Below are 18,874 nucleotides of genomic sequence, written 5' to 3'. Positions count from 1 at the left end.
ATTTTTGCAAATTGGTAAGGCCAGATTGACGCCACGGAGACGCCAGCCGTGCTGCCCTGCTGGTCGCTCCGCATCCCGACACCCGATTAATGCGCGCACGACCGCTAACGGCGCGAGCCGCAAATCCGCAGTAGATCTGTAGCAAACCCCGGCAGCACACCGGCGGCCACGAGGCCGCGTGATTCATCCCAAATAGAGTAGATGCCAGCCCAGGAGGAGACGGTTTCATGAAGAAGAAGATACGTTGGGTAGTGATTTTTCTGTGCTTTCTCGCGATTGCGGTCAATTACATCGATCGTGCGAATCTCGCGGTTGCCGCGCCGCAAATCGAAAAGGCGCTCGGCATCGGCCCCGCCGAGATGGGCTTCATCCTGAGTGGGTTCTTCTGGACCTACGCGTTGATGCAGATGCCGTTCGGCTGGTTTGTCGATCGTGTTGGCGCGCGCATCGCGTTGCCGCTCGCGGTCGGGTGGTGGTCGGTGTTTACCGCGGCCACCGCGGTCACGACCAGCGTCGCGGGCATGTTCGGCTGCCGCCTGTTGCTCGGCGTCGGCGAGGCGGGCGCGTATCCGTCCTGCGCGAAGCTCGTCAGCCAATGGTTCGAGCCCAAGGAGCGCGCGATCGCGACGAGCATCTTCGATAGCGGCTCGCGGGTCGGCTCCGCGCTGTCGATTCCCGTGGTCGCGCTGATCATCGGCACGCTCGGCTGGAAGGCCGCTTTTGTCCTCACCGGCTTGCTCGGCGCGGTGTGGATCGTCGGCTGGTTCGTGATCTATCGGAATCCCGTGCGGGACGCGATGGTGACCGCGCGCAACGCTGCGCCGGCGGCTCAAGCGAGAGGCGGCCAGGACAACGTGACCTGGGTATCGCTGTTTCGCCATCGCACGCTGTGGGGCATGATGCTCGGCTTCTTCTGCCTGAACTTCGTGATCTACTTCTTCATTACGTGGTTTCCGAGCTATCTCGTGCAGACGCGCGGCTTCTCGCTGAAATCGCTCGGCACGCTCGGCATGATTCCGGCGCTGATCGCGATTCCGGGCGGCTGGCTCGGCGGCTATGTGTCCGACGCGCTGTTCCGGCGCGGCTGGAGCCTGACGGCTGCGCGCAAGACCTGCATGGTCGGCGGCATGCTGTTGTCGTCGGTGATCACGCTGTCGGCGTTCACGGAGAACACGTATCTGATGCTCGCGTTCTTCGGTATCGCCTATGGCAGCCTCGCGTTCGCCGCGGCGAGCATCTGGTCGCTGCCCTGCGACGTCGCGCCGACACCGCGCCATGTCGCGTCGATCGGCGGCATCCAGAACTTTGCGTCGAATCTGGCGGGGATCGTGATCACGACGTTCACCGGCGTGATGGTCGCGATGACGAAGGGCTCGTTCACGATCCCGCTCGTCGTCGCGGGCGCTTTCTGCTTTCTCGGCGCGTTCAGCTATCTTTTCATCGTGGGACGCATCGAGCCGCTGTCGCTGGAATCGGAAAGCCGCGAACTGCCGAAGGGCGCGCGCTCCACGATCTGACGTATTCTGTGTCAACGCACACGGATAACCCTGTTTTCGAGGCTTTTCATGTCGACTCAAGCTAGCGTCGCGTCCGCGATCATCCGCCTTCATCCCGGCGACGACGTCATCATCGCGACCCGGCAGTTGCTGCCGGGCACGCGCATCAACGCGGAACAACTGACCGTCGCCGGGCTGATTCCACCGGGGCACAAGATCGCGACGCGCGACATCGCGCAAGGCGAGCCGGTCAAGCGCTACAACCAGATCATCGGCGTCGCGCGTGAGGCGATCGCGCGCGGGCAGCATGTTCACACGCACAATCTCGGCATGTCCGAGTTCGCGCGCGAGCACGCGTTCGGCGTCGATGCGCAGCCGACCGTCTACGTCGACGAACCCGCGCATTTCATGGGCATTCGCCGCGACGACGGCCGCATCGCGACGCGCAATTACATCGGCATTCTGACCAGTGTGAACTGCTCGGCGACGGTCGCGCGCGCTATTGCCGATCATTTCCGGCGCGACGTGCGTCCCGACGCGCTCGCCGACTATCCGAACGTCGACGGCGTAATCGCCTTGACGCACGGGCTCGGCTGCGGCATCGACATGCAAGGCGAGGGCATTGCAATTCTGCGTCGCACGCTCGCCGGTTACGCAGTGCATCCGAACTTCGCGTCGGCGCTATTCGTCGGCCTGGGCTGCGAGACGAATCAGATCGACGGCGTGCTCGCCGCGGGCGGTCTCGACGCCAGCACGACGAAGCTGCGCAGCTTCACGATCCAGGACAGCGGCGGTACGCGCAAGACGATCGAACGCGGTATCGCGATGGTGCGCGAGATGCTCGCCGACGCGAACCGCGTGCAGCGCGTGCCGGTGCCGGCTTCGCATCTATGCGTCGGTCTGCAATGCGGCGGCTCCGACGGCTACTCTGGCATCTCCGCGAACCCGGCGCTCGGCGCCGCGGTCGATCGGCTCGTGCGGCACGGCGGCACCGCGATCCTGTCGGAGACGCCGGAGATCTACGGCGCCGAGCATCTGCTGACGCGGCGTGCGGTGAGCGCCGCGGTCGGCGACAAGCTGCTCGCGCGCATCGCATGGTGGCAGGACTATTGCGCGCGCAATGGCGGCGCGATGGACAACAACCCATCGGCGGGCAACAAGGCGGGCGGCCTGACGACGATCCTCGAAAAATCGCTCGGCGCGGTCGCGAAGGGCGGCACGACGAATCTGGTCGACGTCTACGAATACGCGCAGCCGATCGCCGCGAAAGGCTTCGTGTTCATGGATTCGCCCGGCTACGATCCGGTGTCGGCGACGGGACAGGTCGCCTCGGGCGCGAACCTGATCTGCTTCACGACCGGGCGCGGCTCCGCGTACGGCTGCGCGCCGTCGCCGTCGTTGAAGCTGTCGACCAACTCCGCGTTGTGGGAGCGCCAGCAGGACGACATCGATATCAATTGTGGCGGTGTGATCGACGGCAGCGCGAGCATCGACGAACTCGGCGAAGCGATCTTTCGCATGATGCTCGACTGCGCGTCCGGCACGCGCACGAAGAGCGAACTGCACGGCTATGGGCAAAGCGAGTTCGTGCCGTGGCAGGTCGGCGTGGTGACCTGAGCGGGTGCATTGCAGCGACACAGCCGAATCACCGAATGGATCACGCATTGGAGGATGCAATTGGAACGCCGCCTTTATTCAGGCCGCGACGTGAAGCGCGCGCAGCGGCTCTGCCCGTCTGACGAACTGGAGATATCCGATGCAGCACGAACCGATCTCCGCGACCCGCGGTAACGAAGCCGTCGCCGCGCTGCGCGCGGCGCTCGGCGCGGACATCGTGAGCCTGCCGGGCGAATTTGGCGGGCGGCAGTTCGCGGACTGGAGCGGCACGCCATCGACCGATCCGATCGCGCTGATCCGCCCGCGCACGACCGAAGAGATCGCCACCGCGCTCAGGATCTGCCATCAATTCCGCCAGCCGGTCGTCACGCAAGGCGGCATGACCGGACACGCGGGCGGTGCCTGCGTGCTTGGCGGGGAGGTCGCGCTGAGCGTCGAGCGGATGAACGGCGTCATCGCCATCGATCCGGTCAGCGCGACGATGACCGTGTTCGCGGGCACACCGCTGCAGGTCGTGCAGGAAGCGGCCGATCACGCCGGCTTCATGTTCGCGCTCGACCTCGGCGCGCGCGGCAGTTGCACGATCGGCGGCAACATCGCGACCAATGCGGGCGGCAATCGCGTGATCCGCTACGGGATGATGCGCGACCAGGTGCTCGACGTCGAAGCGGTGCTCGCCGACGGCAGCGTGATCGGCGGCGAGCGCAAGATGATCAAGAACAATACCGGCTACGACCTGCGCAACCTGCTGACGGGCAGCGAGGGCACGCTCGCGGTCATCACGCGCGCGGTGCTGCGCCTGCGGGCCAAGCCGCGCGCGATCTCGACCGCATGGTGCGGCATGCCGGACTACGCGGCGGTGACCACGCTGCTAGGCCGCGCGCAGGAGCGGCTGCTGGCGGGCGTATCCGCTTTCGAGGTCATGTGGCCCAGCTATTGCGACTTCGTGCGGCAACGCCTGCCCGAACTGCGCGTGCCGCTCGCGAGCGATCATGCCTACTACGTATTGCTCGAAACTTGCGGCGCGGACCCGGAACGGCAGTCGGCGGCTTTCGAGGAGTTCCTCGCCGACATGCTCGATGCTGGCGTGATCGCCGACGCCGCAATCGCGCAATCGGACGCGGACGCCGCGGCGTTCTGGGCGATTCGCGACGCGCCAGCCGAATATCCGCGCCTGATCCCAGGACGCATCTCGTTCGACATCAGCTTCGCGGTCGCGCAGGCGGGCGACGCGGCGCAGCGTTGCGACGAGCGGTTGCGCGCGCGCTGGCCGCAAGCGACGATCCTCGTCTATGGGCATCTCGGCGACGGCAATCTGCACGTGGTGGTGCAAGAACCTGGCTGGACCGACGAGGCCATCGACGACGTCAAGCGCGTCGTCTATGAACTGACGGGGGAAATGGGCGGCTCCGTATCGGCCGAGCATGGGATCGGCGAGGAGAAGCTGAGCGTGCTCGGCCTGTCACGCTCGCCGGCCGAACTCGCCGCGATGAAGGCGATCAAGCTCGCGCTCGATCCGCACAATATCCTGAACCCCGGCAAGGTGATTGCCATGTAGGGTGGCGCGCCGGCCTCGGCCGGGTCGCGCTGTTGCCTGATGTTTTGATCCGACGCGGCGAGGGGGAGCGGCGGCCGCGCTAGAATTTCATGCGCTGCAGAACGCGGTCGCCGGCGACGAACTGATGAAACATCGCTGCTGCGACGTGCAGGCAGATGACGCCGAACAGCACCCACGCGAGAACGCCGTGAACATCACCCATTGCATGCCCGAATGACGAGCCCGCCGCCGACAGCGGAGGCAACGGAACCCATCCGGCGAGGCGAACCGTCCATGCGCGTGACGAAGCGTTGATCCAGCCGAGCAGCGGCACCAGCACGAGCAGCACGTACAGCGCCAGGTGTGCGACTTTCGAGGCGATGCGAAACAACGGCGGCAGGTTGTCCGGCGGCGGCCGGTGAGTCGCACGCCACAGCACGCGGCACGCCATCGCTGCGAGCAGTGCGGTGCCCACGCCAAGGTGCCGCGCGATTTCGCCGTTCGGCACGGTATCGCGGTGCACGTCCGGCATCGTCCAGCCGATCACGAACTGAGCGGCAACCAGCCCGACGACGAGCCAATGGAGCAAACGTGCAACGAAGTCATAGCGGGGTTCAGTTGAGAGATGCATAGGCGAGCCTGTGAGTAGAGGTTTTTATTGACACAGGATCGTACACTGCCGGCCTTAAGGTCAGGTTAAGGAGCGATCGTCGAGGCCGGCTGTCGACGCTGTTGTCGGGATCTGCTGCGCGGCGTCTTGGTGCCTCCTCGATTGTGATTCACCGATTCAGGCGTCTTCGCCGCTTGCGAATACGCCGTTTTCCGGTTCCGTCTGTTCGGCGTCGACACATTGCACGCGCCAGTGGCCGCTCGTCATGCGGTCGCGTTCGGCGCACCACTGCACGCGGCCGACCTCGCCTTCGAACGGTCCGTCGAGCTGGTTCAGATCGAACCCCTCGAGCACGCAGACCGGCACCGTGCTATGCGGCGCGCACACCAGCGTATTGCCGCAATCCATATGCAACGCGCCCCATTCGGGCAACTCCAGCCCGAAATGACCTTCGCGCGACCATTGCCGCGTGTCCTTGTCGAGCCAGAGAATGGCGAAGGCCATCGGGTTGACACGATCGAACGTGTCGAGGTGAACGGTCAAACGCATGACAAGTCTCCGCAACATAAACGACTGATTCGCATTGCCGGCGCCATCGCGCGTCGGCGGCGGGCCCGCTGCGTGCGCATCGAGTCCTTATTGGCTAAGTACCCATTGCACGAGCGTGTGCGCGTCCTGCGCCGATAAGGGCCCGCCGCGCTCGGCCGGCGGCGGCATCGGCGTATCGCCCCAGTGCGCCTTGCCGCCGAGTCGCAGCTTGTGCTCAAGCATCGTCTGCGCGTCTGGCATGTTGCGATAGCGCTCGGCGATCTGCTGGAACGACGGCGCGAGAAACGGCGCATCGCGCGTACGGCAAAACATGCAGTGCTGCTGATCGACGAGCGCGCTCGGCTCGGGCTCGCCATGGGCGACGCCGGCCGTCAGCGCGGACGCCGCGCACACGAGCAGACCATTTCGGATTCGCGCAATCACGGCACGTACTCCCGTATCAGGAATAAGATCAGTGTACGGGCGGCGAAACGGCCCTCATTGACCTCGATCAAATGGTCTACGGCAGGCCCCGATCGCGCGACACAATGGCGCGCCTATGCTGATGAAAACGGCTCACGCCTCGCTGTCTGCCATGACGGCAGCTCGTCGCCGCCGAAGCTTCTGAAGGAGAACCCGATGCGAGCGATGGTGTTCGACGGCAGCTCGGCGACGCTGACCGAGCGGGAAGTGCCTGATCCGCGGCCCGGTGCCGGCGAGATCCTGATCGACGTTCATGCGTGCGGCGTGTGCCGCACGGACCTGCATCTGGTCGACCGCGAGCTCGAGCATCCAAAGCGGCCGGTGATTCCCGGCCACGAAATCGTCGGCGTGGTGGCCGAATTGGGCGCGGGCGTCAGCGGATTCACGGTGGGCGAGCGGGTCGGCGTGCCGTGGGTCGGGCGCACCTGCGGCCACTGCCGCTACTGTCTGTCCGCCCGCGAAAATCTCTGCGACGACGCTGGCTTCACCGGCTACACGATCGACGGCGGCTACGCCGAGCGCACGGTCGCCGATAGCCGCTACTGCTTTCATCTGCCGCCGCACTACAGCGATATCGAGGCCGCGCCGCTGCTGTGCGCGGGTCTGATCGGCTATCGCACGTTGAGCATGGCGGGCGACGCCGAACGGATCGGCATCTACGGTTTCGGCGCGGCCGCGCATCTCGTCGCGCAGGTGGCGCGTCACCAGCAGCGCACCGTCTATGCGTTCACGCGTCCCGGCGACCACGCGGCCCAGCAACTCGCGCTGCGCCTCGGCGCAGCATGGGCCGGCGGCAGCGACGAAGCAGCGCCCGGCGAACTCGACGCCGCGCTGCTGTTCGCGCCGGTCGGCGCACTGGTGCCGCTGGCGTTGCAGGCGGTCGCGAAAGGCGGCGTGGTGGTGTGCGGCGGCATTCATATGAGCGACATTCCGTCGTTCCCTTACGCGTTTCTGTGGGGCGAGCGGCGCGTGGTGTCGGTCGCGAATCTGACCCGCGACGATGGGCTTCAGTTCATGCGCAACGCCGCCGAGATGCAGCTCGCGATCGAGACGACGACTTACGCGTTGCGCGACGCGAACCGCGCGCTCGACGATCTGCGCAACGGCAACCTGACCGGCGCGGCGGTGCTCGCGGTCCGCTCGTGATCCGCTAGCGAGCCGTTGGCGCTTGATACAGATCAAGCCGCGCGCCGCGTCGGCGTTCATCATGTAAGCGCGAACCGTTAGCGTCCCCGTCACGGGCCGACGATCCGAGGAGAGCCGATGAATACTGCTGCCGAGCGCAACACCTTCCACCGCGTGATGATCGCGTCCGCGGGCGGCAGCGGACTGCCGCTCGGCACGCGCGTCGCCCGGCAGTTCGCCGCGGCGGATGCGCGCTTTCGTCTCGTCGATATCGTTCGCAATCCGGCCGCGCTTTATCCGACGCTGATGCTTAGCTATCCGGACTGGTGCGAGGCGCATCGCGCGATGCTGCACGGCGCGCAGGCCGCGCTGCGCGACACGGTGATCGCGTTGCACGGCGTCGTCGCGGCGACCGACGCCGAGATCGTCGATCTCACCGCGCTGCATCAGGGCGCGGCCGAAGCGCTCGCCCACACGGCGACGCAATGGGACGCGGATCTGGTCGCGGTGGCCGCGCATCCGCGTGAACATCGCTGGGACAGCCGTATCGATCCCGAGGAACTGGTCGCGTCGATCGCGCGTCCGGTGCTGTACATGCCGGCGAGGTCGACCGACACGAGCGACGGGTCGGCGGTGAGCCGCGTGCTGGTCGCGATCGATGGCAGCGACACCGCGCTCGACGCGCTGCGCACCGCGCTCGTGGTAGCGCCGCCCGACGCGCGCATCAAGGTCGTCTACGCGGCCGACGACCGGTTCGCGTGGCGCGAATGGTTACCGTTCGAAGTCGTGTCGCAGCATCGAATCGATGTCTTGCGGCGCGGCGCGGCGATGCTCGAACAAAGCCGGCGCGCGGCCGAAACCGCGTTGCTCGAGTTCGACGACGATTCCGGCGATGCGTCGAGCGCGATTCTCGACGAAGCGCAACGCTGGCACGCGGACCTGATCGTGATGGGTTCGCATGGCATGCGCGGCGCGCCGCATCCGTTGCCGGGCCACGTGACGTCACGCACGCTGCGCGACGCGGCGTGTCCCGTGCTCGTGTGTCCGCGGGGCGCGTCGTCGTTGCGGGCGGACGACGTGCCGCACGGCGAGTGGCGGGAGCCGTATCTGGGCAGTGCGGGCGGGCCCTTTTATCTGTAGCAGGAGCGCGCCACGCGCGTTGACAAATCCAACCTCAGTGGAGAATCGGCATGTACCAACATATCCTCGTCGCGCTAGACGGCAGTACTTTCTCGAAACGCGCGCTGAAAGAAGCGGTGAATCTCGCCGCGTTGACGAAGGGCGTCGTGCATCCGGTTTATGTGGTCGACAAGACGCCGCTCTTTTCCTATGCCGGCTATTACGACCCGCTCACGCTCGTCGAGGCGATGCGCCAGGACGGCCAATCGGTGCTGGAGGAGGCCGAACAGGCCTGCGCCGCCGCCGATGTGCCTTGCCGCCCTGAAATGATCGAGTCGGAGAGCCTGTCCGACGACGTCGCCGCGATCGTGCTGCGCCACGGCGAGCAGATCCACGCCGATCTGCTTGTGCTGGGCACGCATGGGCGACGCGGCGTGCGGCGCCTCGTGATCGGCAGCGTGGCGGAGCGGGTGCTGCGTTTCTCGACCTGTCCGGTGCTGCTCATGCGCGAGCAGAGCACCGAGGATGCGGCTGCGGAATAATCCGCGACAGCGGGGCGCGGCAGCGCGTGAACATTACGCGAGCGCGTCGGCCGGTATCTGGATCGAGATCCTGAAGCCGTGGCCCGGCGAGCTGGTGAACGACACGTTGCCGCGCAACTGCCGTACGCGTTCGCGAATGCCGAGCAGACCGAACGAATCTGTTCCCCACGGCCGATCCAGCGCGACACCCACGCCGTCATCCTCGATATCGAGCGATACGATGGGGCCCGCGCAGGTCATGTCGATGCGAACGCGCCCGGCCTTGGCGTGCCGCGCGACGTTCGTCAACGCCTCCTGAACGATGCGAAACAGCGCCGTCGCCGCGAATTCGCCGCACACCGGCTCGGCCGGTTCGAGATGCACGCTCGAGCGCACGTTGTAGCGTTTCGTGAAGTCTTCGGCCAGCCAGTCGAGCGCGGCGGCGAGCCCGAGGTCGTCGAGCAGCGGGGGCCGCAGATCGGCGGCGATACGCCGCAGCGAAGCGGCCATCCAGTCGATCTGCTTTTGCAGTTCATGCGTCTGCGCGGCCAGCGGCTCGGTGTCGGCCTGGCTTTTCAGCTTCGCTTCGAGCAGCGCGACGCTCATTTTCAGCGCGGTCAGTCGTTGGCCGAGATCGTCGTGCAGTTCGCGCGCAATACGTTTCTGCTCGTTTTCGCGGGCGATCTGCACGTGCGTGGATAGCTGATTCGCGCGTTCGAGTTCCGCGAGGCGCATACGTTCGGTCAGGTCGCGCGTGATCTTGGCGAAGCCGAGCAGCGCGCCCGACGCGTCGTGCACGGCGGAAACGACCACGTTGGCCCAGAAACGCGAGCCGTCGCGACGTACGCGCCAGGCCTCGTCCTCAGCGCGGCCTACGGCTGCGGCGGTTTCCAGTTCGCGAGCGGGCTTGCCGGCCGCGATGTCTTCCGGGGTATAGAACTTCGAGAAATGCTGGCCGATGATTTCTTCGGGCGTGTAGCCCTTGATGCGCTGTGCGCCGGAATTCCAGCTGGTCACGCGGCCGGACACGTCGAGCATGAAGATCGCATAGTCCTGAACCGCTTCGATCAACATGAAATAGCGATCCTCGACGGGCACGTCCGACACGGGCGCCGCACCGGTGAAGCAGGAAGACTCGCCGCTCGACAGACCCATCGCTCCTCCGGGCGGTCACGCAAGGCCGCGCACCGCAATGCACCGAGTTATATCAGTTCGGGAGCGCTTGTTCCACCCGGCATGTCCCGCGAACGAACGTGAGGCGAGCGTCGCGTCGGCGTTCAAACCCGAGCCAGTCCTTCCGCGTCTTCGATGCGGATCGTTTTGCCGTTCGCCTTGACGAGGCGCTCGCGCTGGAACTTCGAGAACATCCGGCTCACCGTTTCGAGCTTCATGCCCAGAAAGCAACCGATTTCCTCGCGGGTCATGCGCAAATGAAACTCCGCCGCGGAAAAGCCGCGCGCCTTGAAGCGCTTCGACAGATTCAGCAGAAAAGTCGCGACGCGCTGTTCGGCGGTCATCGTGCCGAGCAGCATCATCTGGCTCGATTCGCGCACGATCTCGCTGCTCATCATCTGGTAGATGTGATGCTGCATCGGCTTCATCTCGCGACAGATCGCCTCGAGCTGCGCGAACGGAACGATGCACGCGACGCTGTCTTCGAGCGCGATCGCGTCGCAATTCTGCTTGCCCTCGCTGATGCCGTCGAGGCCGAGCGAGTCGCCGGCTATCTGGAAGCCAGTCACGTGCTCGCGGCCGTCGCGATGCATGACCACGGTCTTGAACGACCCGGCGCGGATCGCGTAGATGCTTTGAAACGCGTCGCCCGCGCGATACAGCGCATTACCGCGTTTGATCGAGCGCGTCGAGCAGATCAACGTGTCGAGTCGGCTCAGTTCGTCGGATGTCAGCTCGGGCGGCATGCAGATCGCGCGCATCGCGCAGGTCGAGCAGCGCGGCGCGGCGTGGCGTGCCGCCGCGGTGCGTGGCACGACGTGGATCGGTACGACGTGCGAAGTGCGGGGCGCGTCGTGGCGGGGTTCACATACTGCGGCAACTTGCATGATCGGCTCCTGGCGGTCAGACCGGATGCGCACGACGCGCATAGGCAATCGCTTCGATGGCACGGCAGGCGAGTTCGAACTCCGAGGTCTTGTCGAAGAAGAAGTCGGCGCCCGCCGCTTCGCACGCTCGGCGAAACGCCGTCGCGCAATGATTGGTCAACACGATGCTGACAATGGACGGCCGCACCCGCGATAGCGCCGCGAGCAGCAGCAGATTGGTCTTGCCCGAGAAGCACGGGTCCAGCACCGCGACATCGGCGCGACTCGCGACGATGTCGTCGAACGCGTGCTCGACGCCGGCGGACTCGCCGGCGATTTCGATGCCGGGAATCAGTGCGATCAGGCGAGCAAGCCGGCGCCGGACCTCGGTCGCATCGTCGACGAGGAAGACTCTCGATAAGGTGGCTGGCGGGGCGGTGTCCATACCGACCAGTATTGGCGACCTCATCTCAAAAATATATCGGCGGCGCTTTAAGCGGAGCTAGGAGTTCGGGTAATTGTTGTAGGAATATTCCTATGGAAACGCTGATCCATGGGCCAACTGCGCAAGTTGCGGGCGAGCAGCTACGCCAGAGATGACCGATGTATCGAGCTGAATAAATCAGCGTTTCCTTAACCGGTTATGTTTAGCACGCGATACATCTCAAAAACAGGGCGGTTTCAAGAGTGAAGCGCAACAGCGGGTTTAATGTTTAGAGCCTTGAGGTTGACTTGCTGAGGCAAGGGTCGCGGCGAAGACCTCGAATGGCGAATGGAAGGCATGAGTCGCGCGAGGTCGGCTGTTCAGACTGTCGGCGATAGCGTCAAGTTCGTCCTGACTGTAGACCGAAAGGTCTGTGCTTTTGGGCAGATACTGGCGCAGTAGCCCGTTGGTGTTTTCGCAAGTGCCGCGTTGCCAGGGACTGTGGGGGTCGCAGAAGTACACCTTCACGCCGGTTGCGGCGGTGAGCTCTTTATGGCGCGACATTTCTTTGCCCTGGTCGTAGGTGAAGCTCTGCCGTAATGGCGCGACAATCGAATTGAGTTTGGCGGAGAAGCCCGCCAGCGCTGAAGCGGCGGTGGCGTCTTCCATCTTGGCAAGCAGCACCAGCCGGCTGGTCCGTTCGACCAGCACGCCTACCGAGGACTGGTTGCCGGCACCCTTGATGAAGTCGCCTTCCCAGTGCCCAGGCAGCAGTCGGTCTTCGATTTCGGGCGGCCGCACATGAATACTGACCATGTCAGGAATCTGTCCGCGCCGGTCTGTGCCCCGTGTACGCGGCATGCGCGTGCTGTGGCCATGGCGCAAGCACGCAATGAGCTGACGGCGCAGTTCGCCGCGCGGCTGGGCATAGATGGCCGTGTAGATGGTTTCGTGCGAAACCTGCTGGGTCGGGTCGGTCGGATACATACGCTTGAGTGTGCCCGATATCTGCTGGGGAGACCATTTCCACTCGAGCAGGGTGAGAACGATACGCCAGCAGACGCTTTGCAGGCAAAGCTTTGTGGGATGGCGACCCGCGCTGCGGCGTGCGGCACTGAGTGCTTCAGCCGACACGGACGCGTAGCCAGCGGGAGAGCTGTTTCGCGTCAGTTCCCGGCTAACGGTGGCCGGCGAGCGCCCGAGTATCCGGGCCATGGCCCGGATACTCGAACCCTGCAGATGCAGGCTTGCAATGGTCAGACGCTCTTCAGGTTGAAGTTGCTGGTACTGAGTTCTTTCGTGCATCGCAACACCTTATACGAGATAGGTGTTGCACTTCAGATTTGAGGCCGCTCAGCCTTAAAGGTCAACAATTGTCAGTAGCTGATTGAAAACAACAAACGTTTCATGTCGACACGAGCAATGCTTCACTGGCAGATCGAAGGCGCGTAATGTACTCACCCCAAATACCCATTGGTTACGCGATCGTATTTCATGCGTAGCGGTTCCGACGTACTGCTGATCAGGTGAGGAATAAGCAAAAATGGCAAGCCTGTATGACGAAGCGAGGAAGGTTGTATCGGATCTGACGGCGACACCAGGACGTCAGGCATATTTCCTGGATGTGCCGGGGACTGACAGTGCGGCGCAGCTCTCGGTCGTGTCATTTGACGCGTCCGAAAAAATGGGCGAACCCAACCTTGTGCGCATCGTGGTGACCCATCCGGGCCAGCTTGCACGCACCGACTACCTGAGCCGGGATGCGGTCTTCAGGATCGTGCCAGACGATGGCGTGCCGAAGATCTTTTCGGGATACATCGAGCGCTTCTCGACAATACAGACGACAAAGGATTTCAGGAAATATGAGATCGTTCTGAAATCCCACATCGGACGGCTTGCCGCGATCCTGCGACGTCATGGTCTGCGCGAACACCAGTTCTCTTTCCGCCTGCGGAAACAGTACCTCAAGCAACTTTTCCGTTTCCAGTACAGGATCAATGATCTGGCCTGGCTGCAGATGCTGATGCAGAAGTCGGGCATCTACTTCTATATTGTTGAGACCGAGTACGGCGATCAGGTCGTGTTTGGTGACGACATCGATCACTACATCTACGACCCGCGACTCATCGTGCCGTACCGTGAAGCGGCGGGTCTCGAAGCGGGTGGAGTAGAGGCCATCACGTCGATCAGGACGCATACGGAGACGGTGCCGCAGTCGTTCGTCGTCGCGGACTATAACCCGGAAAGCGCCTGGGAGCGCTTTCGGGATGAGGCGAACGTTGCGCCAGACGATCCCACCACCTATGGCCAACCGTACATTTACGGTACGAACCACCTCGACCAGGACGGCGCAAAGTGGGAAGCACAGTTGCGCCACGAAGCGGCGCTCGCCCGCCAGATCGTGTATGAAGGCGAGAGCACCGTGCTCTCGCTTCAATGCGCGCGTGTCCTGGAGACGGATGTTGCTCTGCCCGATGCGCCGAAAGGCCAGGTGGTCACCGAGATCACCCACAGCGGCGCACGCGACAAGCCCTATACAAACAGCTACAAGGCCATCCCGGCCGACCGGCGTTTCCGTCTTGAACTGAAGCCAGACACCTGGCCCAAGATCGCCGGCACACTTTCAGCGCGAATCTGCAGTCCGGACAAGTACACGTATGGGTACCTGAATTCCGTCGGCTATTACGTGGTGCGTTTCGACGTGGATTTTGCGGACTGGCCGAAGGGCGGTGAGAGTGTGCCACTGCGCATGGCAAAACCCTTCGCCGGGAAGCTGCAGACCGGCATGCATTTCGTCGCGCTGGATAATGACGAAGCCGTGATTTCCTTCAGGGATGGGGATCCGGACAAGCCAGAAATTACGGCCTTCCATCACCACAGCCAGGCCCGCGACCTCATCACGAACGACCGGCGCTGGCTGTCGCGCAACATGATCCGTACGCAGAAGAACAACAAGCTGCGCATGGAGGACTGGGAGGGCCAGGAAGGCATCAAGCTGAGCACGGAGCACTCCGGGAAGCCACAGCTGAACCTTGGCTATCTCGTGAACCAGAAACTCGAATACCGGGGTGAAGGCTACGAGCTCCGGACATCGGGTTACGGGGTCGAGCGCGCAGGTAAAGGTCTACACCTGACGGCGTATGATCGCCCGGCCGCGAGCGGCAAGCAGCTCGACATGCAGGAGACCATCGCTCAACTCGAGAGCGCGCTGGCGACCGCAAAGGCGCTGGCAGCGTCCGCCAGCAGTGCGAAGGCCGAACCTGCCGACACCGATGCGCAGCAGCAGATGAAGGACGATCTTGACGGCCTGAAGAGACCCGGGCTGCTCATGAGCACGCCGGCTTCTGCGGCGCTCGTCACGGGCCAGGGTCTGCAGTTCGCAGCAAAGGCCAATATCTCGGCTGTTGCCGGAAAGAACGCCGACTGGAGCGTGGTGAAGCGGTTCACGGTTGTGGCCGGCGAGAAGATTTCGCTGTTCGCGCAGAAGCTCGGTATCAAGATCTTTGCAGCGATGGGCCCGGTCGAGATTCAGGCCCAGAGCGATGCAATGTCACTGCTTGCCGATCAGGACGTGTCGGTGTCGAGCGTGAACGGTACGGTACGCATCAGCGCGAAGAACGAACTCGTTCTCGAATGTGGTGGCGCATTCATCCAGCTCAAGGACGGCAATGTCACGCTCGGTGGTCCTGCCGACCTGTTCTTCAAGGTCATCACGATCCAGAAGAAGGGTGCGGCGTCGACGCAGATTTCCCCAAAGCTGCCCACGGCAAATGACCTCCCCGACCTGACCGGGCATGGCTCCAGGTTTTCTGGCTAAACTCATTCGATCTGCAAATGGCCTCTCCACAAAACCATCCGCGGGCGCCGCAGAACAATCCGGCAAATACACCGTCTGCTTCGTCACTGACATGGCGATATCCTTTTCCAGCGAAGGATGGTAAGGAAATCACCGATCCGCAGATTTTCTACGGCGCGCTGGGAGCCATGAGCGATGGTTTTTTCCCGCTTGGTGTAAATGGCTTTCCGCACGGCGGCGTTCACTTTGGTCCGGCTTCTGCGTCACGCGTAGACCAGTCCAAGGGCGTGCGGGTCATTGCCGACGGCGATATCGTTGCCTACAAGCTCGACGATACGTACCCGCATCTGCAGTTCACGCAGACGCGGGACTGGGCTCTGTACTCGACAGGCTTTGTGCTGGTCCGGCACAAAATGACAATGCCTGCAGCGCCTGGAAGTACCACCGCACAACCAGCCGACGAGACGCTGACATTCTTCAGCCTCTATATGCACATGGCAGACTGGAGCACCTATCTGGCGGACGGCACGCTCGACCGACCAGGCTGGTGGCCTGGTGTGACAGCATTCCGCATTGGGGCCAAGGACACACAAGTGGGAGGTGGCGCGTCCGGTGCGCTCGTATACACGGCGCCGACGGCAGGCAAGAAAAACAGGTTCACCCCTGGGCAATATGTCGGCTTTTTACCAGAAGGAAGTGAAATCACCGTCGGCGAAACGCGCGGTCCGTGGGGGCATATCAAGGCGATTACATCGGGGACGATGGTTGCTCCTCAGAGCGGTGATTATTTCGGCTGGGAAGACGGACCGCAAGCGCCATGGCTGGTTCCAGATGGCGTCAGGGCGAAGGCTGCGCCAGGGGAGGGTCCCGTCCCCGACGTCGTCAAAGAGACTGAAACACCACTGACATCCGAAGGAGACTGGGGGTGGGTCTATCTGCACGATCAGCAGGCCGTAAAGGAGCCGACGGGTGTCGGCACCGTGGTTATTCCCCCGTCGGACCACTCCATCCACGTGAGTGCGGGGACATTGTTGGGGCAGCTTGGAGAATATATCGACTACGAAACCTCAACGCCTCTGCCGCCGGTCCCGAGCCGGCAGTTGTTGCATCTGGAGGTTTTCGCCGACGAAACGCTAAAGGCGTTCATCGAGAAAAGCCGGGCGCGGGCTGCGGAGCTGCCCCAAGGTGACAAAACCATTTTCGTTATCCAGGCAGGTGCGAAGCTCATCGCAAAGCCAGTCGGCGCTGACGTCAAACTCGGCGACGCGGCGCAACTTGCCAAACTCACGCTTACCCCTAACAGTCCGAAAACTGGGCCCTGGGTACAGGTCCAGCCGTGGATTCCGGGTCCGGGAGGTCATGCACAACAATACCAGGGACCAGTCTGGATTGCGCGTTCCGGATTGAACCAGCCCGGTTCCCCGAACGGAATATCTGCGTGGAAATCGTTTCCGTTGCAATTGAGTCAAGCCAGCTCACCGGTCAACTCGGATCTCGTGGCTTATCCGCGCGCGGAACTGAATTCGCTCGGTGACGGAAACGTCGCGGTCGACGACAAGGGAGTAACCTGGTGGCGCCTCGAAGTCGGTACGGGTTCGGGGCAGGCGGCCACGGGTTGGGTTTGTGGCGGGAAGCAATCTGACGGTAGCGGAAATCACCCTGGCACGCATTGGGAGAGTCCGTGGGCATGGCCGGGCTTTGAAATCGTCGACGCAACGGGCATTAATCTCACTGACGCTTTCAAGCGAAACCTGTCGGTTACCGGCTCGGCGAACCCTAAGGAACAGAAGGCATTCGCGCCCTCCACGGAGGCCGTCGGCAATAGCGCTCTATTGTCGAAGCTCGAGCAGACTGTAAGTCGTTTGCCTTCATCTGGTGCGACGAAGGACGATCTGGGCAAGGACGGTAGTGTGATTGTGACTGCGGTCAAGTTACGGCAGGCGCTTGGACGCCGGTGGCTGGCAAGTGACTTGGGACACGTCATCCTGAAATACGAAAGCGAATGGGGCGGTGGCGTGAGCCGTTGGGAAGCGCTTACCCCACTGATGCGTAATGCGGCGGAGAACTGGAAATGCGAACTGGAGCGCATCAGGAAGCTTCAGTGGTGGGATTCCGTCAAGGGTGAGGTGGAGGGATTTCCCGCCAGCCCAGTGGTGAATCACGTTCATCCGGTAGCTATGATTGGGAATTTTCTCGTCAGCAGGAAGAGACGGGACTACGACCTTGGCAAATTGTCAACCCAGTATGAAACTGGTGGACGCGGTCCGAGTACGGTATCTGGTGGGCAAGGAGATCCTGGTGGGGTTTCGTACGGCACCTACCAAATGACCAGCAAGACGCGCAGACCCGATGGCACATTTGTCATTGGCGGAACGGTCAAGATTTTTGTGACTTCTCCAGATTTCCCTTGGGCCGCAGATTTTGCTGGGTTGACACCGGGCACGCCAGCCTTTACCAGCAAATGGAGAGAAATCGTACAGAATAACGCGAACCAATTTGTTTCTGTCGAGCACGAATTCATGAAGAGGACTCATTTCGACGTACAGATTAGCACCGTGATATCCAATACCGGCGTAGATCTTCGCTATCACTCACATGCAATAAATGATGTCGTATGGTCGACTGCAGTTCAGCACGGCCCGACAACGGACGTTGTAACTTCAGCGATAAAAAATCTGAACATGCCGAACTCGGAGACCCGTGATTATGACCGGGCCTTGATTGATGCCATTTATGCGGAACGCGGGAAGACGAACGCACACGGCCAGTTGATTAGATTCATACACTCTTCGGCTGCCCAGCAAGCTGGGGTCGCTGGACGATACGTATCGGAAAGACCAAAGGCTCAGGATGAACTGCGAAATGAAAGCGATTATTAAATCAGTTTTTCTCAGTGTTGCACTTGCTCACGCCACATATGCGATGTGCGGAACTGCAATAAGTGTATACGCCGGAGCGTATGGCGACGCCATATTGATAGATTCTGGCGAAAATAAAACTCTACTTGTAGCTGGTGGAGCTATACCTCAGGGTCCGGCGACACCTTCCGATTGCTTCGCAAAAGCCACGCTTCATCTAAAAAAGAGGCCAAATTTCTATGAAGGTCCACTAAACCCTGTTCGCAACGATATAATCGACGTTGATGCGAATTCTGTTTCAGAAAAACGCGCAGGAGTATATATTTATCCATCTCGCATCCGCATTGGTAACGTGGAGGTTAATGGCATCTGCGCTGATGGCATAGATTTCTCGGGGGACTATAAAAAAGTCGCCGAGCAAAGCGCAAAATACGCCAGCACTTTCACTTATTTCATGCGAATGGAAGGCCAGAATGCCGCGGACATGAGAAAACATGGGAAACCCACTGAGGCGAATGAAGCACTACGGCCTTTCATTGAGGCCAACCATACTAAACTGAAACTAGATAAAGAAGACAGAAAAACTGTCGAAACCATCTCGAAAGAATATGAATTCACGCAAAAGAAATGATTAAAATTTTGAAGTGAAGCTCTAGGGAATCGCTGATTAATAGGCCATCCCGCGAGGTTGTCGGCGGCGCTGGTTCGGAATTTCCGGATG

Annotated in this window: 16 protein-coding genes; 9 read left to right on the top strand and 7 right to left on the bottom strand. The window is 62.3% G+C overall.

The window, feature by feature from the left end:
- Positions 1–227 precede the first annotated feature (227 nt).
- The 3 genes from OKW45_RS36210 (at position 228) to OKW45_RS36200 (ending at position 4,671) form a co-directional block, all read left to right on the top strand.
- On the top strand, positions 228–1,517 hold the full coding sequence (locus OKW45_RS36210) for an MFS transporter (protein WP_429473613.1): 1,290 nt from the start codon (positions 228–230) through the stop codon (positions 1,515–1,517).
- A gap of 48 nt (positions 1,518–1,565) precedes the next feature.
- Complete coding sequence (locus tag OKW45_RS36205; protein WP_429473612.1) at positions 1,566–3,113, top strand: UxaA family hydrolase; 1,548 nt, start codon at positions 1,566–1,568, stop codon at positions 3,111–3,113.
- 139 nt (positions 3,114–3,252) lie between these two features.
- Positions 3,253–4,671, top strand: a complete 1,419-nt coding sequence (locus tag OKW45_RS36200; RefSeq protein WP_429473611.1) for an FAD-binding oxidoreductase — start codon at positions 3,253–3,255, stop codon at positions 4,669–4,671.
- Between the two features lie 79 nt (positions 4,672–4,750).
- On the opposite strand, the gene OKW45_RS36195 is transcribed toward OKW45_RS36200, so the two are convergent.
- The 3 genes from OKW45_RS36195 to OKW45_RS36185 form a co-directional block, all read right to left on the bottom strand.
- On the bottom strand, positions 4,751–5,281 hold the full coding sequence (locus OKW45_RS36195) for a cytochrome b (protein WP_429473610.1): 531 nt from the start codon (positions 5,279–5,281) through the stop codon (positions 4,751–4,753).
- Between the two features lie 156 nt (positions 5,282–5,437).
- Positions 5,438–5,809 (bottom strand): DUF3564 domain-containing protein, encoded by a 372-nt coding sequence (locus OKW45_RS36190; RefSeq protein WP_184005539.1) that lies wholly within the window; start codon positions 5,807–5,809, stop codon positions 5,438–5,440.
- An 87-nt stretch (positions 5,810–5,896) separates the two neighbouring features.
- Positions 5,897–6,202, bottom strand: coding sequence for a c-type cytochrome (locus OKW45_RS36185; RefSeq protein ID WP_429474026.1), 306 nt, complete (start codon positions 6,200–6,202; stop codon positions 5,897–5,899).
- 225 nt (positions 6,203–6,427) lie between these two features.
- Here OKW45_RS36185 and OKW45_RS36180 point away from each other — a divergent pair, with 225 nt between their 5' ends.
- The 3 genes from OKW45_RS36180 to OKW45_RS36170 all read left to right on the top strand — a co-directional run bounded on the left by OKW45_RS36180 (position 6,428) and on the right by OKW45_RS36170 (position 9,057).
- Positions 6,428–7,417, top strand: a complete 990-nt coding sequence (locus tag OKW45_RS36180) for a zinc-dependent alcohol dehydrogenase family protein (RefSeq protein WP_429473609.1) — start codon at positions 6,428–6,430, stop codon at positions 7,415–7,417.
- Between the two features lie 117 nt (positions 7,418–7,534).
- Entirely contained in the window at positions 7,535–8,536 is a 1,002-nt protein-coding gene (locus OKW45_RS36175) for a universal stress protein (protein ID WP_429473608.1), read from the top strand.
- A gap of 50 nt (positions 8,537–8,586) precedes the next feature.
- Complete coding sequence (locus OKW45_RS36170) at positions 8,587–9,057, top strand: universal stress protein (RefSeq protein WP_018422567.1); 471 nt, start codon at positions 8,587–8,589, stop codon at positions 9,055–9,057.
- A 33-nt stretch (positions 9,058–9,090) separates the two neighbouring features.
- Here the strand turns inward: OKW45_RS36170 and OKW45_RS36165 are convergent, their stop codons facing one another.
- The 4 genes from OKW45_RS36165 to OKW45_RS36150 all read right to left on the bottom strand — a co-directional run bounded on the left by OKW45_RS36165 (position 9,091) and on the right by OKW45_RS36150 (position 12,804).
- Positions 9,091–10,191: a PAS domain-containing sensor histidine kinase gene (locus OKW45_RS36165; RefSeq protein ID WP_429473607.1), complete on the bottom strand. Its 1,101-nt coding sequence runs from the start codon at positions 10,189–10,191 to the stop codon at positions 9,091–9,093.
- A gap of 122 nt (positions 10,192–10,313) precedes the next feature.
- Positions 10,314–11,096 carry a fumarate/nitrate reduction transcriptional regulator Fnr gene (fnr, locus tag OKW45_RS36160; RefSeq protein WP_026226171.1) on the bottom strand — a complete coding sequence of 261 codons (783 nt, stop codon included), beginning with the start codon at positions 11,094–11,096 and terminating at the stop codon, positions 10,314–10,316.
- A 16-nt stretch (positions 11,097–11,112) separates the two neighbouring features.
- The gene (locus OKW45_RS36155) at positions 11,113–11,520 is read right to left on the bottom strand and encodes a response regulator (protein ID WP_018422564.1); all 408 of its coding nucleotides are present in this window, start codon (positions 11,518–11,520) and stop codon (positions 11,113–11,115) included.
- 261 nt (positions 11,521–11,781) lie between these two features.
- Complete coding sequence (locus OKW45_RS36150; RefSeq protein ID WP_175166534.1) at positions 11,782–12,804, bottom strand: IS30 family transposase; 1,023 nt, start codon at positions 12,802–12,804, stop codon at positions 11,782–11,784.
- A gap of 238 nt (positions 12,805–13,042) precedes the next feature.
- Here OKW45_RS36150 and OKW45_RS36145 point away from each other — a divergent pair, with 238 nt between their 5' ends.
- From OKW45_RS36145 to OKW45_RS36135, 3 genes are all read left to right on the top strand, one after another.
- A complete protein-coding gene (locus OKW45_RS36145; protein ID WP_429473606.1) occupies positions 13,043–15,316 on the top strand; it encodes a type VI secretion system Vgr family protein in 2,274 nt (757 codons plus the stop codon).
- Between the two features lie 2,156 nt (positions 15,317–17,472).
- On the top strand, positions 17,473–18,174 hold the full coding sequence (locus OKW45_RS36140; protein ID WP_429474025.1) for a VgrG-related protein: 702 nt from the start codon (positions 17,473–17,475) through the stop codon (positions 18,172–18,174).
- Entirely contained in the window at positions 18,158–18,784 is a 627-nt protein-coding gene (locus tag OKW45_RS36135; protein ID WP_429473605.1) for a hypothetical protein, read from the top strand. Before OKW45_RS36140 ends, OKW45_RS36135 begins: the two co-directional genes overlap by 17 nt.
- Positions 18,785–18,874 lie beyond the last annotated feature (90 nt).

This window comes from Paraburkholderia lebeckiae (genome assembly GCF_050436225.1).
GTDB lineage: Bacteria > Pseudomonadota > Gammaproteobacteria > Burkholderiales > Burkholderiaceae > Paraburkholderia > Paraburkholderia tuberum.
The sequence above is the reverse complement of the archived record's forward strand: the minus strand, read 5'-3'. Positions and strand labels throughout refer to the sequence as shown.